The organism is Arthrobacter sp. SLBN-53 (assembly GCF_006715585.1).
In the GTDB taxonomy this organism is placed as follows: domain Bacteria; phylum Actinomycetota; class Actinomycetes; order Mycobacteriales; family Mycobacteriaceae; genus Mycobacterium; species Mycobacterium neoaurum_A.
This window is the reverse complement of the sequence record NZ_VFNN01000001.1, coordinates 1,660,267-1,683,940: the sequence shown is the minus strand read 5'-3', so window position 1 is coordinate 1,683,940 and position 23,674 is coordinate 1,660,267. Positions and strand designations below refer to the sequence as shown.

The following is a 23,674-nucleotide window of genomic DNA, read 5'->3' as shown; positions in this document are numbered from 1 at the left end:
CCCCGGGTCCGAAAGGACCCGGGGCGCCGGCGTTGCAGGACGTGCGTATCAGGCGGGAGGAGCCATCACCGGGGTCGTGGTGGGCGCGGCGCCGGCCGGGAGCGGGGTGCCCTGGCTGCCTGCCTCGGCGGGCGCCGGAGCGGTGCCCTCGGCGGGTGCCGGGGCCGCGGCCGGGACAGCGCCGGGGGCCGGTGCGGCCGCGGGTGCCGGAGCTCCGGGGACCGCCGCCGGAGCGGGGGCACCGGGGACCGCCGCCGCGGCGGGGGCACCGGGGACGGGTTCGGCCTGCACGCCGGCCGGGGTCATCCCGGGCTGGTCCGCCGGCAGCGGGGTGCCCTGGCTGCCGGCCGGAGCCGGAGCGGTCTCGGGAGCACCGGCGGGCAACGGGGTGCCCTGGCTGCCTGCCGGCGCCGTGGTCGGTGCCGGAGTGGCCGGGGTGGAGGTCGTCTCGGCACCCGGCTCGCCCGGCGCCGGGGTCTCGGTGCTGGTGGTCGCGTCGGCGGCCTCGGCTGCGGCCGGTGCCTGGTAGGTGCGGGCGCTGCCGCCGGACCCGGTGCTGGCGGCCGGCGGCGGGGTGACCCACACGATCAAATCGGCCGCGCTGTTGGCGTAGACCACACTGTCGGGCGCCTCGCCGGTGACGTCGAAGTACACCTTGCCGGTGGTCTTCTGGCCCTGCGCCAGGGTCGACGGGTTCACACCCTGGGCGGTCGCGACGCCCCACAGCGCGCGGTAGGTCTCACCATTGCGGGCGCGGGCGTTGAGGTTGGACACGATCGGGGTGGCGTCGCCCTGCAGCGCCTCATCGGTCGCGGTTGCTTCCCACAAGGTGCCGTGGATCTGGGCCGGGATGACGTCGGTGCTGACCTTGAGTCCGGTGATGGTCCAGCCCTGGACGATGTTGCCGTCGTGCAGCTGCGCCTGGCTACCCAGATGGGTGGTGGTGACGGCGCTGTGATCGTCGGCGATGGCGGCCGGTGCGGTGAAGGCGGTGATCGCCCCGGCGGCAGCTATGGCAGCGGCCGCAAACGCGGCTCCAATGCTCGTGGTCTTCACGGTGATTCCACTCCTGAGTCGTCAGATTGACGGCATCCCCCCGATGGGGTGCATCACAGACCGAAGTTAGCAGGTGGCGTGGGGTGATGGAACCGCCGCCGACCCTGCTCACCGGCTGGATGTGCGATGTGCGATGGCTGCGAGGGCTCGCGATGCGGCACCTGAGCAAACAATTCACGCGTATTGGAGCCATTTGCTGCAAAGGTCAGCCACATTATCGGCGCGACGCTGCGCAAACTCGTCGAGCTTTGCTCGGGGCGAGTATGCGAGGTTCGGTGTCAAGTGGAAAGCGCTGAGCGAATCCGGTCAGGCGGTGGTGTCGCGGGCGCCCAGGCGGAGGTGTTCGATGTGATACACGGCCTCGTCGAGTAGCTGTGCGACGTGCGCGTCGTACAGCCGGTAGATGATGTTGCGCCCGGCGCGGTCTCCGGCGACCAGGCCCAGGGCGCGCAGCAGGCGCAGTTGGTTGGACACCGCCGATTGCTCCATGCCGACGGCGCCGGACAGTTCGGTGACCGTGCACGGCGCCTGGCGCAGTCGGGTGAGGATCAGCAGCCGATTGGGGGAGGCCAGGGCCTGCAGTGTCTCGGCGACCTTGACCGCGGCGGCGGCGTCGAGTGATGCCACCGGCGGTGTGCGTCCCTCGACTCCGTGACCCATGTGCTCAATTGAACCACGTGTGACCCGCACATTTAGACATGTAGAACTCTACATGTTTGGATGTGTGTGTGATGACCGGGGTGGAACGTTCGCAAAGGCTGGTCGGTGCCCAACGGCGCCGGTCGGCATGGTCGCTGGATTCGGTGCGCTGGGCGGCCGGTGCGCTCGCGCTCTTCGTTGCCGGGTTGGTTCTGCAGATCAGTGGCGCGCCCGAATTGATTTGGTGGACAGCCTATCTGGGGTGTTACCTGGCCGGCGGTTGGCGGTCGGCCGTCGACGGGCTCACCGAGCTTGGGCAGCGCCGGCTCGACGTGGATCTGCTGATGATGCTCGCCGCCCTCGGTGCCGCCGCCATCGGTCAGGTTTTCGACGGTGCGCTGTTGATCGTCATCTTCGCGACCTCCGGTGCCCTCGAAGACGTCGCCACCCGGCGTACCGAGGACTCGGTGCGGGCGCTGCTCGACCTCGCCCCCGAGCGCGCTGTTCGCGTCGACCGCGGCGTCGAGACCGAGGTGCCGGTGTCGGAGCTGAGGGTCGGGGACCGCATCCTGGTCCGGCCCGGCGAACGGGTATCCGCCGATGCCACCGTGATCGAGGGTGCCAGCGATGTCGACCAGGCCGGCATCACCGGCGAACCGCTGCCGGTAGCGGTGCACGTCGGCGACGAGATCTTCGCGGGCACGCTGAACGGGACGGGTGCCTTGGCCGCCGAGGTCATCCGTGATCCGTCCGACAGCGTGGTGGCGCGCATCGTGGCGATGGTGGGACAGGCCTCGGCGACCAAGGCGCGCACGCAGCTGTTCATCGAGAAGATCGAACAGCGCTACTCGATGGTGATGGTCGGCGCCACCCTTGCGTTGTTCACGGTCCCGCTGCTGTTCGGGGCGGATCTGCGCAGCGCGCTGCTGCGGGCGATGACGTTCATGATCGTTGCCTCCCCGTGCGCGCTGGTGCTGGCGACCATGCCGCCGCTGCTGTCGGCCATCGCCACTGCGGGCCGGCACGGGGTGCTGGTGAAATCGGCCGTGGTGATGGAGCGACTGGCCACCGTCCAGGCCGTCGCCTTCGACAAGACCGGCACGCTGACCACCGGCCGTCCGAGGGTGGTCGGCGAGCCGCCGGCGGCGGTGCTCGCGCTCGCGGCGGCCGCCGAACAACTCAGCGAGCACCCGTTGGGTAGAGCCATCGTGGCAGCGGCGCACGAACGTGCACTGCCGATAGCGCCCGCAACTGGGTTCCGCGCGCTCCCGGGTCGGGGTGTCAGCGCGCTGGTGGGCGGGCGGCGGGTCGAGGTGGTGAGTCCGGCCGCGCTCGGCAGGCCGGCGCCGGAGTCGGTGGCCGCGTTGGAGTCCGCGGGCGACACCGCGGTGGTGGTGACCGTCGACGGTGAATGTGCCGGGGTGATCGGATTGCGCGACACGGTGCGCCAGGGTGCCGCCGATGTCGTCGCCGATCTGCATCGGTCCACCGGGTGTCCACCGCTGCTGCTGACCGGTGACAACCGTTGTGCCGCCGCACGACTGGGTGACGAACTCGGTATGGAGGTACGTGCCGAGCTGCTTCCCGGCCAGAAGGTCGCCGCGGTGCGCGCACATGCCGAGCGGGTCCTGGTCGTCGGCGACGGTGTCAACGATGCCCCGGCCATGGCCGCATCCCATGTCTCGATTGCCATGGGCCGCAGCGGTTCCGACGTCACGCTACAGACCGCCGATGCGATCACGGTGCGTGACGACCTGGCGACCATCCCCGCCGCGCTGGCGCTGGCCCGGCGGGCGCGGCGGGTGGTGATCGCGAATCTCGTCATCGCCGCGAGCTTCATTGCGGTGCTGGTGGTGTGGGACCTGTTCTGGCATCTGCCGCTGCCGCTGGGCGTCGCCGGGCATGAGGGATCGACCATCATCGTCGCGCTCAACGGACTGCGGCTGTTGCGGGACAGGGCCTGGTTCATGGCCGTTCGTCAGTCACGCGGTGGCGCCGAAACCCGCTGTCGGGCCGGATATGGGGCGCCTGCCCGCTGAGAAGACACTCAGGAACGAACGGCTTGTTCGGATAGGCTAGCCATGTTCAACCGTGATCGGCTTTCCGCGAAAGGTGGCACTGCGCCCATATGTCGGTGAAGAGAATTCGTTCGGCCGCCAAAGCCACCGCGCTGGCCGGAGTCGCCGCGCTCGCCGTCGCGCTGACCGCATGTGGCTCGGACTCCGGGCAGTCCGAAGGTGCGCAGGCCGACGCGAGCGATCAGCTGGTGGTGTACTCGGGTCGCAGTGAGGATCTGGTCGGCCCGCTGCTGGAACGCTTCACCGAGGCCACCGGTATCGGCGTCGAGGTGCGCTACGCCGGATCCGGAGAGCTTGCGGCACAGCTGATCACCGAGGGCGACGCGTCACCTGCCGATGTGTTCCTCTCCCAGGATGCCGGCGCGTTGGGGGCGGTGTCGGCGGCCGGACTGTTCGCGCCAATCGAAGCCGAGACGCTGGCGGCGGTGCCCGCGGCGTACTCGGCGGCCGACGGGACGTGGGTCGGGGTGTCGGGCCGGGCGCGGGTGCTCACCTACAACCCGGAACTGGCCCCCACCGTGCCCGATACGATCGACGGTCTGCTCGACCCGCAGTGGCGAGGCAAGATCGGCTACGCGCCGAGCAACGCATCCTGGCAGTCGTTCGTCACCGGTCTGCGGGTCCTGCGCGGTGAGCAGGGTGCCAAGGACTGGCTGGAAGCCTTTGCGGCACAGGATCCTCGCGCGTTCGAGGGTAACGGACCGATGCGTGACGCGATCAACTCCGGCGAGCTGCCCATGGGTCTGACCAATCACTATTACCTCTACGAGTTGATCGACAGCACCTCCGCCGACGACGTCGTCGCCAAGAACCAGTTCATGGCCGCCGGGGATCCGGGCGGATTGGTGAACGTGGCCGGGGTCGGTGTGCTGAAGTCCGCGCCGCACGCCGAGCAGGCCAACGAATTCGCCGCCTACCTGGTCGGCACCGCCGCGCAGGAGTATTTCGCGACCGAGACCGCCGAATACCCGCTGATCGAGGGCGTCACGCCCAGCGCGGCGCTGCCCCCGCTGGCCCAGTTACAGCCTCCCGCCGTCGATCTCTCGCAACTCGACGATGTCGAGACGACGCAGGAGCTGCTGGTCGAGACCGGGCTGCTCACCAACTGAACCTGATCAGATCGCGCCGCGACGGGCGGCCGCGGGCACCGTTGACACTGGTGGCCGCGGCCGCCGTCGTCGTGGCCGGGTTGCTGTTGCCGCTGTGGTATCTGGCTCAGCGCGCCAACGAGCGCGGTCTCGGATTCGTTGTCCGCGAACTCATCCAGCCGCGCACCGCGGCACTGGTGGGACGGTCGGCGCTGTTGGTGGTCGTGGTCACCGTCGCCTGTGTGGTGCTCGGCGTCGGGTTCGCGGTCCTGATCCGGCGGACCGATATCCCGGCGCGCCGGGCGCTGACGATCGCCCTGACATTGCCGTTGGCCATGCCGAGTTATCTGCTGAGCTACCTGTGGGTGTCCACCGCCCCCGGTATCGCCGGCTTCTGGGGAGCCGCGCTGGTCCTGACGCTGGTGAGCTATCCGCTGATCATGATGCCCACCCTGGCCGCGCTGGCGCGCAGCGACCCGGCCCAAGAGGAGGTGGCGAGGTCGTTGGGACTCAACGGTTTTGCCGTGCTGTGCCGCGTCACCCTGCGGCAGGCTCGGGCGGCCGTCGCCGCCGGGGCGCTGCTGGTCGCGCTCTACGTTCTCAGCGACTTCGGGGCGGTGGCCGCGATGCGATACGAAGCCTTCACCTTTGTCATCTACGGGTCCTACCGGTCGGGATTCAATCCGGCCAGGGCTGCGGTGCTGTCACTGGTGCTGTTGGTCCTGGCGGTCGCGCTGGTGCTGGCCGAGCACCGGGCGCGCGGCCGGGCGGCGGCCGCGCGGATCGGATCGGGCGCGCCGCGGCCGGCGCCGGTCAATCGCCTCGGGCGCTGGACGGTTCTCGCGTGGTTGCCGGTGGCGGTGGTGCTGACCGCGGCTCTGATCGTGCCGTTCGTCGCGCTGGGGGACTGGTTGTTGGCCGGCGGTGTGCGCTTCGACGCGCAGCGGTGGTGGTCGGCACTCGGTGCGACGGTCTGGTTGTCCGGTGTCGCCGCGGTGGTGTGCACCGCGGCCGCCCTGCCGCTCGGCGTGCTCGCCGCGCGGTACCGCACCCGCACCACCCGGATGCTCGAGGGGGCGGCCTATCTGTCCCACGGGTTGCCCTCGATCGTCGTGGCGATCGCCATGGTCTCGGTCGGGGTGTTGTTGCTGCGCCCCATCTATCAGCGTGAGCCGCTGCTGATCCTGGCCTACGCCGTGTTGTTCGTGCCGCTGGCCGTCGGGTCGATCCGCTCGGCGGTGGAAGCCGCACCCATCCGGCTGGAGGAGGTGGCCCGATCGCTGGGCCGCAGCCCACTTTCCGCGTTCTGCACCGTCACCGCCCGCGGCGCGGCACCCGCCGTCGCGGCCGGTGCCGCCCTGGTGCTGCTGACCTGCATGAAGGAGCTTCCCGTCACCCTGCTCTTGCATCCCACCGGGACCAGCACACTGGCCACCCAGTTGTGGGGACACAGCTTCGTCAGCGATTACGCGGCCGCCGCACCGTATGCGGCCGCGCTGTTGGTGTTCGCCGCCATCCCCACCGCCGTCCTCGGCCTGTGGAGCGCCGACATCGGTACCGGAGATGGCCGTGACTGAGCCGGCGACCGGGTTACCCAGTGGTATCAGGGTCGAGGGTGTCAGAAAATCCTTCGCGGATCGCACCGTCCTGGACGGGATCGATCTGGAGGTGGCGAACGGCCACATCACCGCGGTTCTCGGGCCGTCGGGATGCGGTAAGACCACGCTGCTGCGTGTCATCGCCGGATTCGAGGAACCCGACGGCGGTGCGGTGAGCGTCGGCGGTGTGCCGGTGGTGGGCGCGGGCACCGGCCGCCGGGACGGCTCGGTACCCGCCCACCGCAGGCGGGTGGGGCTGATGCCGCAGGAGGGTGCGCTGTTCCCGCAGCTGAGTGTGGGGCGAAACGTCACCTTCGGCCTGCCCCGCGCGCGCCGATCCGATACCGCCATCGCCGAACACTGGCTGGGCGTGGTCGGCCTGGACGGCCTCGCCGACGCCCGGCCACATCAGCTTTCCGGCGGCCAGCAACAGCGCGTGGCGCTGGCGCGCGCGTTGGCCGCAGAACCCAGCGTGCTGCTGCTCGACGAGCCGTTCGCCGCACTCGACGCCGGGCTGCGGGTGCGCGTTCGCGAGGAGATCGCGACCATTCTGCGCGCGACACAGACCACCGCGCTGCTGGTGACCCACGATCAGGCCGAGGCGCTCTCGCTGGCGGACTCGGTGGCCTTGCTGATCGCCGGGCGGGTGGCCCAGCACGGGCCGCCGGCGCAGCTGTATGACCGGCCGGTGAATCTGGAGGTGGCCCGATTCGTCGGGGGCACCGTCGAACTCGACGGCGATATCCGCGGCGGCACGCTCACCTGCGCGCTGGGCACGCACCGACCGGACGTCGCGCCGGCCGACGGACCGGTCACGGTGGTGGTGCGCCCCGAACGGGTGCACGTCGTCGACCCGGCCTGCGGCGCACAGGCCGTGGTGACCGAATGCCGTTTCTACGGACCGGAACTCGGTGTGCACGTGGTGCTGGGCGATGGGACCGCACTGGTGTTGCGTATGCCCGCCACCCGAGGCTGTTCGGCCGGGCAGCGAGTCGGACTCGTGGTGGACGGGCCGGTGCTGGCCTATCCGAGGTGAGGACGCAACGTCTGCTTGAGCGCCTCCAGCACCGAGGGGTCCTCGATGGTCGAGGGCACCGGCTCGTCCTTGCCGTCGGCGATACCCCGCATGGTCTTGCGCAGGATCTTGCCCGAGCGTGTCTTGGGCAGCGCGGCAACGACATCCACGAGCTTGAAGCTGGCGACCGCACCGATGTCGTTGCGGACCGCCTCGACCAGTTCGGTATCGAGTCCGTCGGCGCTGAACCCGGACTTGAGCACCACCAGCGCGCGCGGCACCTGTCCCTTGAGATCGTCGGCCACACCGATCACCGCGCACTCGGCGACCGCCGGATGGGTGGCCAGCACGGCTTCGATGGACCCCGTCGACATCCGGTGGCCTGCCACGTTGATGACGTCGTCGGTGCGGCCGACCACGAACAGGTAGCCGTCGGAGTCGATGTGCCCGCCGTCGCCGGTCAGGTAGTAGCCGTCGAACGCGCGCAGGTAGGACGACACGAAGCGGTCGTCCTCACCCCATAGCGTCGGTAGCGTGCCGGGGGGTAAGGGCAGCTTCACCACGATCGAACCCTCTTCGCCCGCATCGCATTCGGACCCGTCGGGGCGTACCACCCGGACGTCGTAGCCGGGCATCGGTACGGTCGCCGAGCCCGGTTTGACGGGCAACTGCTCGATGCCCATCGGATCGGCGGCGATGGCCCACCCGGTCTCGGTCTGCCACCAGTGGTCGATGATCGGGATGCCGAGCTTGTCCGAGGCCCATTCGTAGGTGCCCGGGTCCAGCCGCTCGCCCGCCTGGAACAGGTACTTCAGCCCGGACAGGTCGTAGTCTCCGAGATGGCGGGCGTCCGGATCGTCCTTCTTGATGGCCCGGATCGCGGTCGGCGCGGTGAACAACGCCTTCACCTTGTGCTCGGCGGCCACCCGCCAGAACGCGCCGGCGTCGGGGGTGCCGACCGGTTTGCCCTCGTAGAGAACCGTTGTGGCGCCGAACAACAGCGGCGCATAGACGATATAGGAATGCCCGACCACCCAGCCGACATCGGAGGCGGCCCAGAACACCTCACCGGGATTGAGGTCGTAGATGTTGCGCATGGTCCACAACAGCGCGACCGCGTGTCCGCCGTTGTCGCGGACGATGCCCTTCGGCTTGCCGGTCGTGCCGGAGGTGTAGAGCACATAGAGCGGGTCGGTCGCGGCCACCGGCACCGGGTCGACGGGCTCGGCCGTCGCCATGGCCTCGGCCCAGTCGATATCGCGGCCCGCCACGAGCTCGCACGGATGCTGCTCGCGCTGCAGGATCACGCATTTCGGGGTGGAGTGCTCGGCCAGTTCCAGCGCGGTGTCCAGCATCGGCTTGTACTCGACGGTGCGGGTCGGCTCGATACCGCAGGAGGCCGATACCACCACGGTCGGCCGGGCATCGTCGATGCGGGTCGCGAGCTCATGGCCGGCGAAACCGCCGAACACCACCGAGTGCACCGCGCCGAGCCGGGCGCAGGCCAACATGGCGATGACCGCCTCGGGCACCATCGGCATGTAGATGACCACCCGGTCGCCCTTGGTGACGCCCAGACCCTTGAGCACACCGGCGAACCGGGCGGTCGCCTCGAGCAGTTCGCGATAGGTGTAGGTCCGCTTGGTCCCGGTCACCGGCGAGTCGTAGATCAGCGCGGCCTGGTCACCGCGTTCGTCGATGTGTCGATCCAGCGCGTTGGCGCAGGTGTTGAGCTCACCGTCGGGAAACCAGCGGTAGAACGGCGGATTGCTGTCGTCGAGCACCCGTTGCGGTTCCCTGGTCCAGGTGACGGCCTTGGCGGCGTCGGCCCAGAACGTCTCCGGGTCGGAGATGGAGGCGTCGAAGATCGCGCGGTATCCGGACATGGGGAGAACCGTAATCTGAGTCACGTTGCAACGTGGTTGCAACGGTCGGAAACCGCGTCCGGGTCCGGTATACCCCCACGCATGCTCGACCGAGATCGGCATGAGGGTCGCGGTATGAGCGGCGGCGCCGCCCACGGACGACCCTGGTGCCGATCTCGCCCCAGCGCTCTGACGGCATGTCCGTCAGCCGTGCCGGCCCAGCACCGCGAGCACCCGGCTCTGCCGGTCCGCGTCGGGGCCGACCTCCACGGCCGGGCCGCAGACACCCTCCATGCGGATGCCGTCACCGAACGCGGCGATGCCGTCCTGCAACCGATCCAGTTCGGCGTCGGTGAATCGGTAGTGCGACGCGGTCGCCGCGGCGATATCCCAGCGGTGCGCGATCAGGTCGAATCCGTAGAAACGCAGCAGGGTCTCGCCGATGGTGGTCGGACCGAAATGGCCGTCGAAGGGGCGCGCGGGCACCTGCGGGTCGGCCAGGATCTGGCCGATCGCGGCGGTGTGGGCCGACCAGGCGGCCACCGGATCGGCAAGGTCCGGTCGCGGTGGCAGCGGAAATTCGTGACGCTGGAAGAACTCGCGCTGGGTGTCGATCAGATGGGCCACTACATCGCGGGCCGACCAGCCCGCGCAGGCGCTGGCGGCGTCCCACTGCTGCGGGGCCACCGAGGCGATTACGCCTGCCATCCCGTCGGCCAGGTCGGCATAGGTTTCTGCAACACTCGAATCCGTCATGGGCCAGACGTTAGGCGGCGAGATGGCGAGCGGATTGGACAAACCCGACAGAACCGACAACACCGTTGCCGACGAACCCGCGCACCTGCTCGACCCGGCACACCGCGCCGCCATCCACATCGCTCGACCGGCCGCGCCCACCGATCTCGACGGTCTGGTGCGGCGGTTCTGGTTCCCGGTGTGGCGGGTGCCTGCGGGGCAGACCTTCACCCAACAGGTACTGCAGTACCCGGTGTGCCTGATGGTGATCACCGACGTATACGCCCGCTTCTACGGGCCCGCCTCGGGATTGGCCGGCACCCCGCTGACCGGGGACGGCTGGGCCGCCGGGGTCATGTTCGAGCCGGCCGCGGGCACCCTGATCACCGGAGGCGCGGTGTCCCGATGGACCGACACCCACGTCGAGCTCGCCGACCTGCTCGGTGCCGCGGGCGCCGCGTTGACCGCGCAGATCCGTTCGATCATGGCGGATGATCCCGCCGCGCCGCAGTCACAATCGGCGGCCGTCGACTGCTATGCGGCGTTCCTGCGCCGCTTCGGCCCGGTCGACGAGCAGGGGCGCACGGTCAACGACATCGTCGCCCATATCGAGGACAACCCCGAGGTCAGCCGGGTGGCCGATGTGTGTGCACAGTTCGGGATTTCCGAGCGCAGTCTGCAACGTCTGACCCGGCACCGGATCGGGCTGAGCCCGAAGTGGCTGGTGCGCCGGCGCCGCATCCAGGACGCGAGCTGGCGGCTGCGCACCGGTGCCACCACTATGGCGGCGGTGGCGGCCGATCTCGGCTACGCCGACGAGGCGCACCTGAGCCGCGACTTCCGCCGCGTCACCGGACAGACGCCGGGTGCGTTCGCGGCCCGCTACGCCGACTGACGTTTGATCATCGACACCGCCTGCTCGGCGACGGCGCTGAGCACCCGGCGGTCCCTGGTGGTCAACGTCTTTCCCGACAGCAGCAGCCAGTGGTCGTGATCGGCGACATCGATCGCGGTATCGGCGGCCTCGACATCGGTGCAGGGATCGTGCCCGACACCGGCCCACACCGTCCCGTCGGCCGCGACGATGCTCACCGCGCGCTGCCCGTAGGCCTCCCGCAACCGATCCAGCAGTACGTGCAGATCGGCATCGCGTAGCGCCGCGTCGGCGAACAGCGCCAGCAGTTCGGCCTCCCGGGCCGCCCGCCGCGCCTCGGCTGCCCGATGGGCGGCACGGTCGACCACCAACGCGACGCCCACCGCGACCACCAGCAGCACCGCGATGGTGACGACGCTGTCGCTGTCGTAGACCGCGAAGCTGTGCACCGGGCTGACCAGGAAATAGGTGAGCAACACACCGGACAGCACGGCGCACAGCGCGGCGGGGGCGATCCCGCCGATCAGTGCCACGGCGACCACGCCGGTGAAGAACAGCGCGCTCTGTCCGCCGATGCCCAGCGTGCCCTCGGGCAGTCCGGTGGTGGCCGCGCAGATGATCGCCGGGATGGCCACCGCGGTCAGCCAGGACCAGAACCGCTTGCGGTGCAACGACGATCGCGACCACGAGATGCCGGTATGGGCCTCCGGGTGGGTCACCATGTGGACGTCGACATTGCCGGACTGGGCGATCACCTGGGCGCCGATACCCTCGTCGAACATCCTCGCCCAGCGCGAGCGCCGCGATGTGCCGATCACCAGCTGGGTGGCATTGGCGCTGCGGGCGAAGTCCAGCAGGGTGGCCGCGACATCCTCACCGACGACGGTGTGCATGGTCGCACCGAGGCTGGCTGCCAGTTCGCGCAGCATTTTCTTCTGCTGTGGGGTGATGGCCACCAATCCGTCACCCTGCACGATGTGCAGCACCTTGAGCTCCGCGCCCGAGCGCGACGCGATCCGCGAGGCGCGGCGCACCAGCGTCTCGGATTCGGGCCCGCCGGAGACCGCGACGACCACGCGTTCGCGGGCCTCCCAGGTATCGGTGATGTTTTTGTCGGTGCGGTATTTGGCCAGCGCGGCATCGACCTGATCGGCCAGCCACAGCAGCGCCAGCTGCCGCAGCGCCGACAGGTTGCCGGGCCGGAAGTAGTCGTCCAGAGCCGCCTCGATACGGTCACGGCCGAACACATTGCCGTGAGTGATCCTGCGCCGCAGCGCTTCCGGGGTGATGTCCACCAGCTCGATCTGGTCGGCCGCGCGCACGATCCCGTCGGGAATGCGGTGCTGCTCGGTGATGCCGGTGATATGACCGACGACATCGTGCAGGCTCTCCAGGTGCTGGACGTTGACGGTGCTGATGACCGTGATGCCCGCATCGAGGAACTCCTCGACATCCTGCCAGCGATGGGCGTTGCGGCTGCCCGGGGTGTTGGTGTGGGCCAGCTCGTCGACCAGGACGACCTGGGGCCGCCGCGCCAACACCGCCTCGACGTCGATTTCGGCGTGCCGGGCGCCCTGGTACTCGATGACGATCGGCGGGACCACCTCGATACCGGCGAGCTGCTGGGCGGTGTGGCGGCGGCCGTGCGTCTCGATCACCGCGGCGACGACATCGGTGCCGCGGCTCATCCGGCGCTGCGCCTCGCCGAGCATCGAGTACGTCTTGCCGACGCCGGGCGCGGCACCCAGGTAGATGCGCAGATCCGCGCGTTTGCGACCGAGGATGCTCACCCGCCCATCATCCCCCGCGGGGCTACTCCTGGAAGCGGTATCCCATCCCCGCCTCGGTGATCAGATGTTTGGGCCGCGACGGGTCGACCTCCAGCTTGCGGCGCAGCTGTGCCAGGTACACCCGCAGATAGTGGGTCTCCTTGGCATAGGCCGGACCCCACACCTCCTTGAGCAGCTCCTCGCGGCCCACCAGCTTGCCGCGGTGGCGCACCAGCATCTCCAACATGCCCCACTCGGTCGGGGTCAGATGCACCTCGGTGCCGCTCTTGGTGACCTTCTTAGCGGCCAGATCGACTGTGAACGAAGATGTTTCGATGACAGGCTGATCATCCTCGGTGGCCGCGCTGGCCCGTCGGACCGCGGCGCGCAGCCGAGCCAGGAACTCGTCCATGCCGAACGGCTTGGTCACATAGTCGTCGGCCCCCGCGTCGAGCGCCTCCACCTTGTCCGAGGAGTCGGTCCGCGCCGAGAGCACGATCACCGGGACGGTCAACCAGCCGCGCAACCCGGCCAGCACGTCGATGCCGGACATATCGGGCAGACCGAGGTCCAGGATCACCACGTCGGGCCGGTGATCGGCGGCCGCGCGCAACGCCTCGGCGCCGGTGGCCGCGGTGTGCACCTCGTACCCGCGCACCGACAGATTGATCCGCAATGCCCGCAGGATCTGCGGTTCGTCATCGATCACCAGAACCCGTGTCACGGCTGCGGTCCTTCCTGGGGTGCCGCCAGTTCGATGACCACCGTCAGCCCGCCGCCGGGGGTGTCGGTCGCCGAGATGGTGCCGCCCATCGCGGTGACGAAGCCGCTGGCCACCGACAGGCCGAGCCCGACACCGGTGCTGTTGTCCTGATCCCCGAGACGCTGGAACGGCGCGAAGAGTTGCTCTTCGGCGCCGCGCGGAATACCCGGTCCCTCATCGGCGATGGTGATCAACACCCTTTCACCGACGCGTCCGGCGTTCACCCGGACGGGGTTGTCGCCCCCGTAGCGCAGCGCGTTGTCGATCACGTTGACCAACACTCGTTCCAACAGACCGGGGTCGGCGAGTGCGACCGCGTCACCGACGTCCACCTTGACCCGATCCCAGCCGGAGTCCTTGGAGCTGCGGCTGATTCCGAGCAGAGCCCGCTGCACGGCCTCCTCCAGGTACACCCGGCGCAGTTCGGGCTTGACCACCCCGGCGGCCAGCCGGGAGGAGTCCAGCAGGTTGCCCACCAGTGCGGTCAGCTGGTCGATGGACTCTTCGACGGTGGCCAGTAGCTCGGCGGTGTCCTCGGGGGAGAAGTCGATATCGCTGCTGCGCAGGCTCGATACCGAGGCCTTGGCGGCGGCCAGCGGGGTGCGCAGATCGTGGCTGACCGCCGAGAGCAGTGAGCGGCGCAGTTCGTCGGCCCGCGCGACGGCCTCGGCCCGGCCCGCCTCGGAGATCAGCTCGCGCTGCCGGACCAGTCCGGCGGCCTGTTTGGCGACGGCGCTGAGCACCCGGCGATCCCTGGCGGGCAGCTTGCGGCCGGACAGCAAAAGCCAGAACTCGTCGTCACCGACCTCAATGGCGGTGTCGGCGTCGTCGACATCGGTGCAGGGATCGGTGCCTGCGCAGGCGACCACCTCGGTGTCACCGGCGCGCTCGCGCAGCAGACTGACCGCGGTCTGCGAGTACACCTCGCGCACCCGCTCCAGCAGGGCCGCGGGGTCGGCACCGCGCAGCACCGAACCGGCGAAATGCGCCAGCAGCTCGGCCTCTTGGGAGGCGCGGCGCGCCTCGCGGGCCCGTTTGGCGGCGCTGTCGACCAGCGCGGCCACCGCGACGGCGACCATCAGCAGCACCGCGATGGTGATCGCGCTGTCGGGTTCGGAGATGGTGAACGTGTAGCGCGGTTCGGCGAGAAAGTAGTTGATCAACAGGCCCGACAGCACCGCCGAGAGCGCGGCGGGCGCGACGCCGCCCAGCAGTGCCACCGCCAGCACGCCCACGAAGAACAACGCGCTCTCGCCGCTGACGCCCAGATAGCGGTCCAGCCACAGCACCGCGACGGCAGCCAGTGCAGTGGGCACCACCACGGCGGCCAGCCAGGACGCGGCGTGCTGCTGCCAGTTCCGATGCCCGGATCGCTCGGTCGCGCGCCCGGTCTGCTCATGGGTCACCATGTGCACGTCGATGCTGCCGGAGTTCTGCACCACCGCGGCGCCGATACCCTCGTCGAGGATGCGCGCCCACCGGGTGCGCCGTGATGTCCCGACCACCAGCTGGGTGGCGTTCATCTCGCGCGCGAAATCCAAAAGGGCGGCGGGCACGTCATCGCCGACGACGGTGTGCACGCTGGCTCCGAGGCTGGTCGCCAGATCGCGGACCGCACCCATCATCGGGGCCGAGACACCGGCCAACCCGTCACCACGCACCACGTGCACGATCATCAGTTCGGCGCTGGATTTCGACGCAATGCGCGACGCCCGGCGTACCAGGGTCTCGGATTCCTTGTCACCGGTGACCGCGACGACGACCCGTTCGCGGGCCTCCCAGGTCGCGGTGATCTTGTTGTCGGAGCGGTACTTTGCCAGCGCGGCGTCGACCTGGTCGGCCAGCCACAGCAGCGCCAGCTCGCGCAGCGCGGTGAGGTTACCCCGCCGGAAATAGTTCGACAGCGCCGCGTCGATCCGGTCCGGTGCGTAGACGTTGCCGTGGGAAAGCCTGCGGCGCAGCGCTTCCGGGGTGATATCGACCAGCTCGATCTGATCGGCGGCGCGCACCACCTCATCGGGCACCTTCTCCTGCTGCTCGATACCGGTGATCTGGGCGACGACATCGTTGAGACTTTCCAGATGTTGCACGTTGACGGTGGTGATCACCGTGATGCCCGCCGCGAGCAGCTGCTCGATGTCCTGCCAGCGCTTCGGGTTCGCGCTGCCCGGGGTGTTGGTGTGGGCCAGTTCGTCGACCAGGACCACCTGCGGGCGGCGGGCCAGCACCGCGTCGACATCGAGTTCACCGAACGTGGCGCCGCGGTACTCGACCAGTCGTGGCGGGATGATCTCGATACCGTCGAGGAGCTCGGCGGTCTTGGATCGACCATGTGTTTCGACGACGGCGGCCACCAGGTCGGTGCCGCGCTCCAGTCGCCGGTGCGCCTCGCCGAGCATGGCGTAGGTCTTGCCGACGCCGGGAGCCGCGCCGAGGTAGATGCGCAGCTCCCCACGTCTCGGTCGGTCGGTCACCAGCCCATCATCCCCCCAACCGATCCAACGCCAGGTTCAGCTGCGCCACGTTGACCCGCGGTTCGCCCAAGAAGCCCAGCGCGCGGCCCTCGGTGTGCTCGTCGACCAGTGTGCGCACCTGCTCGGGGCTGATACCGCGCGCCGCGGCGACCCGGTCGATCTGTACCGCCGCATAGGCGGGGGAGATGTGCGGGTCCAGTCCGCTGCCACTGGCCGTGACGGCGTCGGCAGGCACCGCCGGGTCGGCCGCGGTACCGGCCACCGGCACGATCTGGCCGATCGCATAGTCCGCGCCCGGTTCGGCGCATTCGACCCGAACCCCCTCGTAGGTGGCGACGAACGGGACGGCCGGGCAGACCTGGTTCACACTGACCACCCTGACCGGCTCGGTGACGGTGCCGCGCGCATCGCGGGGACCGATGACCGACAGCACCGCGCCGACACCCTCGGCCGTGCAGAACGGCCGGGCACCGTTGACCCCCTCCAGTTCGCCGACCGCCAGGCTGCGGGTGCACACCTCGGTCAGCATGCTGGTGCGACCACCGGTGGGATCGGCGGCGGTGGCCGTGTCGATGATGTCCTCGGGCCCCAGGTTGGATGCGCCGGTGGCCAGCGGGTCGTAACCGCCAGGGCGGGACTGGAAGTACTGCGGCAGGGGGTTTCCTGCGGCATCGGTGAACGGCTGCCCGATCAGGCTGCTGCCCAGTACTTTTCCGTCGGCCTCCAGCAGCGAGCCGTCGGCCTTGTCGCGCAGGCCGGGAAACTGGGCCACCAGCCAGATCAGGACCGGGTAGGCCAGCCCGAGGATCACGGTGAGTACCAGCAGCGCCCGCAGCGCCGCGGTGTGCTGACGGAGCAGATTGGCGAAATTCATGTCACATTCCTGGGAAGATTTGGACGACGAGGTCGATCAGTTTGATGCCGATGAACGGCGCGACCACACCGCCGAGACCGTAGATGAACAGGTTGCGGCTCAACAGCTTCGAGGCACTGCTCGGGGTATAGCGGACACCCTTGAGGGCCAGCGGGATCAGCACGACGATCACGATCGCGTTGAAGATCACCGCGGACAGGATCGCCGATTGCGGACTGTGCAGCCGCATGATGTTCAGCAGGTCCAGCCCGGGGAACACCGCGACGAACAGCGCAGGGATGATGGCGAAGTATTTCGCGATGTCGTTGGCGATACTGAAGGTCGTCAACGCTCCTCGGGTGATCAGCAGCTGCTTGCCGATCTCGACGATCTCGATCAACTTGGTCGGATCGGAATCCAGATCGACCATGTTGCCTGCTTCTTTGGCCGCCGATGTGCCGGTGTTCATCGCCACTCCGACATCGGCCTGGGCCAATGCCGGTGCGTCATTGGTGCCGTCGCCCGTCATCGCGACGAGCTTGCCGCCGGCCTGTTCGGCCTTGATCAACGCCATCTTGTCCTCGGGCGTCGCCTCGGCAAGGAAATCGTCGACCCCGGCCTCGGCGGCGATGGCCTTGGCGGTCGTCGGGTTGTCGCCGGTGATCATGACGGTGCGAATGCCCATGCGGCGCATCTCGTCGAATCGTTCCCGCATGCCCTGCTTGACCACATCCTTGAGGTGGATGACGCCGAGCGCGCGGGCCCGGCCGTCACGTACCTCACCGACCGACAGCGGGGTGCCACCTGCCGCCGAGATCTGCTCCACGAGGTCGCCGAGTTCGGCGGGCACCGTGCCGCCCTCGGCGCGGATCCAGTCGGCCAGGGAGCCGGCCGCACCCTTGCGCAACTTGCGCTCGGACCCGTCATCGGTGATGTCCACGCCGGACATCCTTGTGGTGGCGCTGAATTCGACCCAGTGCGCGTGGCTCAGTTCGCCGGGTGCGCGGGTGCGCAGGCCATGAGCCTGCTTGGCGTACACCACGATCGAACGACCTTCGGGTGTCTCGTCGGCCAGGCTGGACAACTGCGCCGCATCGGCCAACTCGTCCGCGCCGACACCGGACAGCGGCAGGAACGCCGCGGCTTGCCGGTTGCCCAGCGTGATGGTGCCGGTCTTGTCGAGGAGCAGGGTGTTCACATCGCCGGCGGCCTCGACGGCGCGGCCGGACATCGCCAGCACATTGCGCTGCACCAGCCGGTCCATCCCGGCGATGCCGATGGCGCTCAGCAGCGCACCGATGGTGGTTGGGATGAGGCACACCAGCAGGGCCACCAGGACGATGCCGGTGATCCCGTCACCGGTGAGGGACAACGAATCCGGCACGCCGGGGTTGTTGGCCTTGGAGTAGATGGCCAGCGGCTGCAGGGTGGCGACGGCGAAGACGAAGATGATGCTGAGCGAGGCGAGCAGGATGTTCAGCGCCACCTCGTTGGGTGTCTTCTGCCGGTTGGCGCCCTCGACCAGGCCGATCATCCGGTCGATGAAACTCTCGCCGGGCTTCTGGGTGATCTTGACGACGATGCGGTCGCTGAGCACCGTGGTGCCACCGGTCACCGCGGACCGGTCACCACCGGACTCCCGGACGACGGGTGCCGACTCGCCGGTGATGGCCGATTCGTCCACCGAGGCGATGCCCTCGATGACATCACCGTCGCCCGGAATCGTCTGTCCCGCCTCGACGATCACCACGTCGCCCTGCTGCAGCAGCGGTGCGGCCACCTGTTCCTCACCACCCGAGGCGGTGACCCGGCGCGCCATGGTGTCGGTCTTGGCCTTGCGTAGGCTATCGGCCTGCGCCTTGCCGCGACCCTCGGCCACGGCCTCGGCGAGATTGGCGAAAACCACGGTCAGCCAGAGCCATCCGACGATGAGCCAGGCGAACCAGGACGGATCGGTGACGGCCAGCAACGTGCTCCACACGGCCCCGATCTCGACGATGAACATGACCGGATTGCGCCACAACGTGCGGGGATCGAGTTTGCGCAGCGCGTCGGGAACCGAGGTCCACAACATCTTCGGGTCCAGTAGCCCGCTCTGCACGGACCGCTTCGGGGTGTGCGGCGCGGTGGTGGCAGCGGTGTCGACGGTCGCGGTGGACATCAGTGGATTCCTTCGGCGAGGGGGCCGAGCGCGAGCATCGGCAGGAAGGTCAGGGCGACGAGGATCAGTGTGACGCCGGTGACCATCCCGACGAACTGCGGACGGTGGGTGGGCAGGGTGCCTGCGGATTCGGGTGTGCGGGCCTGCGCGGCAAACGATCCCGCCAGCGCCAGCACAAGGATGATGGGCAGGAAGCGGCCGAACACCATGGCCAGACCGAGCGCGGTGTTGTACCACTCGGTGTTGACGCTGATACCGGCGAAGGCCGATCCGTTGTTGTTGGATGCCGAGGTGAAGGCATAGAGCACCTCGGACAGACCGTGCGGTCCGGTGTTGAGCATGCCGTCGCGTTGGCCCGGCATCGCCATCGCCAGCGCGGTCCCGGTGAGCACCAGCAGCGGTGTGATCAGGAAATACGTTGCGGCGAACTTGATCTCCCGCGGTGTGATCTTCTTGCCGAGGTACTCCGGGGTGCGCCCGACCATCAGGCCCGCCACGAAGACGGTGATGATGGCCAGGATCAGCATGCCGTAGAGACCCGACCCGACGCCGCCGGGTGCGACCTCGCCGAGCTGCATGTTGAACATGGTGATCAGCCCGCCGAGGCTGGTGTACGAGTCGTGGAACGAGTTGACCGCGCCGGTGGAGGTCAACGTCGTGGCGGCGGCATACACCGCCGAATCGGCGACGCCGAAACGCTGTTCCACGCCTTCGGTGGCCGCGCCGACCGCGGTGGGTACGGTGCCGTGAGCCTGCAGCTGCACCAGCATCAGCACGCCGACGCTCAGTGTCGCGATGGTCGCCATCACGGCGACGATCGCCAGACCCTGTTTCTTGTTGCCGACCATCCGGCCGAACGTGCGGGGCAGTGCGAATGGGATGAGGCAGATCAGCAGGATCTGCACCCAGTTCGTCCACGGCGTCGGATTCTCGAAGGGGTGCGAGGAGTTCGCGTTGTAGAACCCGCCACCGTTGGTGCCGAGCTCCTTGATGACCTCCTGGCTGGCGACCGGGCCGCCGGGCAGGGTCTGCTGTCCGCCGGCGATGGTGTCGACCACCTGATCATGCAGCGCGAAGTTCTGGATGACGCCCCCGGCGATCAGGACGATCGCGCCGATCACCGAGAGCGGCAGCAGGATTCGCAGGCTGCCACGCACCAGGTCGACCCAGAAGTTGCCGAGGTCACCGGTGCTGCGCCGGACCAGGCCGCGCACGAATGCGATGGCGACGGCCATACCGACGGCGGCGGAGACGAAGTTCTGCACCGTCAGGCCCGCCATCTGCACCAGATGACCCTGGGTCGTCTCGCCGGAATAGGCCTGCCAGTTGGTGTTCGTCACGAAGCTGACCGCGGTGTTCCAGGCCAGGGCCGGTGTCATCTCGGTCGCCGGATCGTTCAGGTGCAGGGGCAGTCTGCCCTGCACCAGCTGGAAAACGAACAGGAACAGGATGCTGACCGCGGAGAAGGCGAGCACGCTGTGGGCGTAGGCGCCCCAGGTCTGTTCGGCTTTCGGGTCTGCCCCGATGAGCCGGTAGATGCCGCGTTCCAGGCGGGAGTCCTCGGCGCGGGTGTAGACGCGGTACATGTAGTCGCCGAGTGGCACGTGGGTCAGGGCCAGCGCGAGGACGAGGGCGGCGAGGAAGACGATCCCCGCGGTGGTCGTGGACACTAGAACCTCTCCGGGAACAGCAGTGCGGCGAACAGGAAAACCGCGGTCAGGATCGCCAGCACCAGGCCGACGCTGTTGGCGAGGTTCACAGCCGCTCGACCAGCTTCTGCACCAGGCCGAGCAGCGCGAAGACCGCGATGGTCAGCGCAAGGAAGACGAGGGTGGACGCGAGGGTCGTCACGACGGATCAGCACTCCTGCTTTTTTGTTGACACCCCCGGCCGGAACGGCGTGGGGGCGAAGGCAAAGCTACGACCGTGTTCGGCCGCTGAGCTGGGCATTGACGGTTCCTTGACGGGTGGCACCGGCATCTTTACGCGGTCTCTACACCCGCGGCGTTCTGGGCGTGGTCTTGGTCTGCGCACAGCCTGCGGACAGTCTGCGGGCGTAGACCGGATTGATGACCGATCTTGATACGCACGCGGGACATCCGCACCGGCTGCGGGTCGCCGTGCGCACTGTGCGACGAGTGCTGCCGAAATCTGGTTGTGGGCTGCCTGCGGCCCTGTTGATCGACCCGCTGGTCTCGGCATGGGTCCGCGCCCATGGCGTGACGGTGCATGTCGGTGATGCCGGTGAACTGGGTCTGGTGCGGGCCGGGGGTGTGCCGGCCGATCAGGTCTTGTGGCGGTGCGGCCAGTCTGCCGTGGCCACCTCGGGAGCGCTGGCCTGCGGTGTCACCCGCTTCGTGGCGTCGACGCGCCGACATCTGACCATCCTGTCCGACCTGGCCGGCGGGGTGGCGTCGGTGCATCTCGACCCGGACTGCCTGTTGGCCGGCGGCCCGCCCGCGGGTGTCGATGTGGTCGGCATGCATGTCACCGTCGCCTCCGCCGATCCCGACGCCTGGGCGGCCGCCGCGCATCGGTTGCTGGGGCACATCGCCGGCCTCCGCCGTGACGGCGTGGAGGTGACGCGGATGAGTCTGGCCGGCGGTTCGGCCGGGACTTGGCTGCGCGCCGAGAAGCACCAGCTGATGGCGATGGCGTCGGCGGTCGATGAGTCCATCGATGACGGGTGTGCGCGGTGGCGGGTGCCCAGGCCCGCTGTCATGTTGGGTCCCATCGGGATGTGAGGACGCGTTAGAGTTTGCGATGGCAACGACATCGTGACGATATCTGTGACGCGGAGGTGGTTCCGGTGCGTCTGCACCTGGCGGCGGGTTTCCTGGCATTGACTGCGCTGCTCAGCGGTTGCGGCGGAGACCGGGAGGTCCAGGGTTCGCCGGTCGGCTCCGCGAGCACCGCCGCTGAACCCGTCGTCGATCCAGAGGCTGATGCCAAGGCCGTGCAGACGGTCTTCGACAAGTACCGGGACGAGGCCGCGGCGCAGAACGGTGCGGCGGTCCCGGCGCTGATCAGTCCCGACACCATCGCGCACTACGACACGGTGGTGAAGCTGGCGCGGACGGCCGGACCGGCCGAGGTCGCCACCGTCGGGATGATGGACCGCCTGATGATCGCCCGCATGCGGGTCGAGGTGCCGCCGGATTTCGACTCGATGGACGGGACCGATCTGCTGGTCTACGGCGTAGACGAGGGCATGATCGACTCCGATGCGTTGGAAGGAAACTCCATCGGCGAGGTGCGTGTCGACGGGGACCGCGCCTATGCACCGATGTTGGTCGACGGTGAGCCCGCGGGCGCGGACTGGGAGTTCGTTCGCACCGATTCGGGGTGGACGTTCGACCTGGCCGCCGGTTTCCCGCTGATCAACGAGGCGCTCACCCAGGTGGCCGCCGACGGAGACATGACCGAGGACGAGTTCATCTTCAGTGTCGTCGAGTTGGTGACCGGTACTCCGGTCGATGCCTCGGTATGGGAAGTGCCCACGGCGTAGCGCTCGTCCGTCCTCGCGGGCACCGCATTGAGGGCGGCCGGAAGGATGCCCGGCTGCGTAGCTGTGAAACCGGCTCGGTCAGTTTCATCGGCCCCGCAGCGGGTATTTGAGCGTCATGTTTTCCGACGACCCGGGCACTGTCCGGGTGGTTGGATTTATGGGAGGGTGCCATGCCTGATACCTCGAAAGACCCGGTCGACCACGCACGCACGTATCGGCAGCACGCGGGCGAGGCGATGAAGGCCGGCAAGAACGCGCCGGGCATCGTCGCGGTGGGCCTCGGCGTGCTGGCGCTGGTGAGTGGGCTGTTCGCCTTCGCCAACGGCAGCTCGACGGCGGGCATCGTCGGTGTGGTGCTGGCGGTGGTGTTTATCGCCGGTGGCCTGTTGTGGCTCAATCGAATTCACCACAAGGTCGCCGAGCAGCAGATCGAGTGGCACCGCCACCATCCCGAGGTTCCGTACGAGCCGCCCACGAGCTGAGGCCCGCTCACTTCTCCCGGCGGAACTGGCGCTGGATGGCGCACCGGACGGCAAGCAGCATGGCGGCGGGTGCGCCGAGTAGCGTCAGGGCGGCGACAAGATCGATCATCGGACTCCTCCGTATCGGCCGACGGCCGCAATGGCCCGGGCGGGCAACAAGTTTTCGTAGGCACGGTGCCAGATCACCTCGTGCTCGGCGGCGGTGATCTGCCCCTCGCGTAGTCTGCGGTCAGCCCGCACCATGGCGGTGCCCACCGCCTGCACCTGACGGGCGAGGGCGAGCAATGCCCGGTCCGAGTTGGGCAGTGGCACAGTGACATCAGCGGTGCGCACCCTGCTGCGCACCGATCCGGCGCGAAGGAACGCGCGAGTCCCGAAGAGAAGTGTCGTCACCGAGGCCACCGTGACCGCGAACCAGGGTTCGGCGAAACCGGACAGGACCGCCGTCACGACCAGCCACCAGGCGGTGCCCCACGCGTAGAACCCCCTCCAGACCCGGACGCGGCGGCGCTCCTCGGCGCTGATGCCCGGCGGGTAGAGCACGATCCGGTAGACCACGCTGCCCCAGCGCTGGGGCCGGATATCCACTGCACCCCATACGGTGTCACCATCGAGCAGTAGTCGGCACAGTTGCCTTGTCGTGTCGGTCACCGCTCCACGATCCGCCCGGGCGGCGGGACGAGGCTCGATCTGTACGGAATCTTGACGGCGCCGGC

At 68.8% G+C, this 23,674-nt stretch carries 19 protein-coding genes and 2 pseudogenes; 8 read left to right on the top strand and 13 right to left on the bottom strand.

All coding sequences use genetic code 11. The features are described 5' to 3' along the window. Positions 1-48: 48 nt before the first annotated feature. Entirely contained in the window at positions 49-1,056 is a 1,008-nt protein-coding gene (locus FBY28_RS07990; protein ID WP_141865715.1) for an MPT63 family protein, read from the bottom strand. Between the two features lie 306 nt (positions 1,057-1,362). Then, positions 1,363-1,716, bottom strand: a complete 354-nt coding sequence (locus tag FBY28_RS07985) for an ArsR/SmtB family transcription factor (RefSeq protein WP_141865713.1) — start codon at positions 1,714-1,716, stop codon at positions 1,363-1,365. 80 nt (positions 1,717-1,796) lie between these two features. On the opposite strand from FBY28_RS07985, the gene FBY28_RS07980 reads away from it, so the two are divergent. From FBY28_RS07980 to FBY28_RS07965, 4 genes are all read left to right on the top strand, one after another. After that, a complete protein-coding gene (locus FBY28_RS07980) occupies positions 1,797-3,734 on the top strand; it encodes a heavy metal translocating P-type ATPase (RefSeq protein ID WP_286177852.1) in 1,938 nt (645 codons plus the stop codon). Positions 3,735-3,823: 89 nt separating this feature from the next. Beyond that, positions 3,824-4,882: an iron ABC transporter substrate-binding protein gene (locus FBY28_RS07975; protein ID WP_141865709.1), complete on the top strand. Its 1,059-nt coding sequence runs from the start codon at positions 3,824-3,826 to the stop codon at positions 4,880-4,882. A 50-nt stretch (positions 4,883-4,932) separates the two neighbouring features. Continuing rightward, positions 4,933-6,438, top strand: coding sequence for an ABC transporter permease (locus tag FBY28_RS07970; RefSeq protein WP_216847559.1), 1,506 nt, complete (start codon positions 4,933-4,935; stop codon positions 6,436-6,438). After that, positions 6,431-7,495, top strand: coding sequence for an ABC transporter ATP-binding protein (locus tag FBY28_RS07965; RefSeq protein WP_524912015.1), 1,065 nt, complete (start codon positions 6,431-6,433; stop codon positions 7,493-7,495). Before FBY28_RS07970 ends, FBY28_RS07965 begins: the two co-directional genes overlap by 8 nt. On the opposite strand, the gene FBY28_RS07960 is transcribed toward FBY28_RS07965, so the two are convergent. Together FBY28_RS07960 and FBY28_RS07955 are read right to left on the bottom strand one after the other, a co-directional pair. Then, positions 7,483-9,384: a propionyl-CoA synthetase gene (locus FBY28_RS07960; RefSeq protein ID WP_524912014.1), complete on the bottom strand. Its 1,902-nt coding sequence runs from the start codon at positions 9,382-9,384 to the stop codon at positions 7,483-7,485. The two genes, FBY28_RS07965 and FBY28_RS07960, sit on opposite strands and share 13 nt — an antisense overlap. A 159-nt stretch (positions 9,385-9,543) precedes the next feature. After that, a complete protein-coding gene (locus tag FBY28_RS07955) occupies positions 9,544-10,095 on the bottom strand; it encodes a maleylpyruvate isomerase family mycothiol-dependent enzyme (RefSeq protein WP_141865700.1) in 552 nt (183 codons plus the stop codon). Between the two features lie 22 nt (positions 10,096-10,117). Between FBY28_RS07955 and FBY28_RS07950 the strand changes: the two genes are divergently transcribed. Further along, positions 10,118-10,969, top strand: coding sequence for a helix-turn-helix transcriptional regulator (locus FBY28_RS07950; protein WP_141870107.1), 852 nt, complete (start codon positions 10,118-10,120; stop codon positions 10,967-10,969). Here the strand turns inward: FBY28_RS07950 and FBY28_RS07945 are convergent. The 8 genes and pseudogenes from FBY28_RS07945 to FBY28_RS07915 form a co-directional block, all read right to left on the bottom strand. Beyond that, positions 10,957-12,738: a sensor histidine kinase gene (locus FBY28_RS07945; RefSeq protein ID WP_141865698.1), complete on the bottom strand. Its 1,782-nt coding sequence runs from the start codon at positions 12,736-12,738 to the stop codon at positions 10,957-10,959. The two genes, FBY28_RS07950 and FBY28_RS07945, sit on opposite strands and share 13 nt — an antisense overlap. Positions 12,739-12,760: 22 nt before the next feature. After that, complete coding sequence (locus FBY28_RS07940) at positions 12,761-13,441, bottom strand: response regulator (protein ID WP_036460494.1); 681 nt, start codon at positions 13,439-13,441, stop codon at positions 12,761-12,763. Continuing rightward, the gene (locus FBY28_RS07935) at positions 13,438-15,954 is read right to left on the bottom strand and encodes a DUF4118 domain-containing protein (protein WP_141865696.1); all 2,517 of its coding nucleotides are present in this window, start codon (positions 15,952-15,954) and stop codon (positions 13,438-13,440) included. Before FBY28_RS07935 ends, FBY28_RS07940 begins: the two co-directional genes overlap by 4 nt. 7 nt (positions 15,955-15,961) lie before the next feature. Beyond that, positions 15,962-16,198 (bottom strand): annotated as a pseudogene (locus FBY28_RS26160) (potassium-transporting ATPase subunit C); the annotation flags it as partial. 345 nt (positions 16,199-16,543) lie between these two features. Further along, a pseudogene (locus FBY28_RS25995) lies at positions 16,544-16,828 on the bottom strand (potassium-transporting ATPase subunit C); the annotation flags it as partial. A gap of 1 nt (position 16,829) precedes the next feature. Beyond that, positions 16,830-18,968 carry a potassium-transporting ATPase subunit KdpB gene (gene kdpB / locus FBY28_RS07925; protein WP_141865691.1) on the bottom strand — a complete coding sequence of 713 codons (2,139 nt, stop codon included), beginning with the start codon at positions 18,966-18,968 and terminating at the stop codon, positions 16,830-16,832. After that, a complete protein-coding gene (gene kdpA / locus FBY28_RS07920; RefSeq protein ID WP_141865689.1) occupies positions 18,968-20,638 on the bottom strand; it encodes a potassium-transporting ATPase subunit KdpA in 1,671 nt (556 codons plus the stop codon). The genes kdpB and kdpA overlap by 1 nt, the downstream gene beginning before the upstream one ends. Next, positions 20,638-20,727: a potassium-transporting ATPase subunit F gene (locus FBY28_RS07915; protein WP_090558789.1), complete on the bottom strand. Its 90-nt coding sequence runs from the start codon at positions 20,725-20,727 to the stop codon at positions 20,638-20,640. The genes kdpA and FBY28_RS07915 overlap by 1 nt, the downstream gene beginning before the upstream one ends. Before the next feature lie 310 nt (positions 20,728-21,037). Between FBY28_RS07915 and FBY28_RS07905 the strand changes: the two genes are divergently transcribed. The 3 genes from FBY28_RS07905 (at position 21,038) to FBY28_RS07895 (ending at position 22,958) form a co-directional block, all read left to right on the top strand. Next, complete coding sequence (locus FBY28_RS07905; protein ID WP_141865687.1) at positions 21,038-21,712, top strand: hypothetical protein; 675 nt, start codon at positions 21,038-21,040, stop codon at positions 21,710-21,712. 65 nt (positions 21,713-21,777) lie between these two features. Then, complete coding sequence (locus FBY28_RS07900; protein WP_141865685.1) at positions 21,778-22,476, top strand: hypothetical protein; 699 nt, start codon at positions 21,778-21,780, stop codon at positions 22,474-22,476. Between the two features lie 170 nt (positions 22,477-22,646). Then, positions 22,647-22,958 carry a DUF308 domain-containing protein gene (locus FBY28_RS07895; RefSeq protein WP_141865683.1) on the top strand — a complete coding sequence of 104 codons (312 nt, stop codon included), beginning with the start codon at positions 22,647-22,649 and terminating at the stop codon, positions 22,956-22,958. 105 nt (positions 22,959-23,063) lie between these two features. Here the strand turns inward: FBY28_RS07895 and FBY28_RS07890 are convergent, their stop codons facing one another. Beyond that, the gene (locus FBY28_RS07890) at positions 23,064-23,609 is read right to left on the bottom strand and encodes a DUF6611 family protein (protein ID WP_141865681.1); all 546 of its coding nucleotides are present in this window, start codon (positions 23,607-23,609) and stop codon (positions 23,064-23,066) included. Positions 23,610-23,674 lie beyond the last annotated feature (65 nt).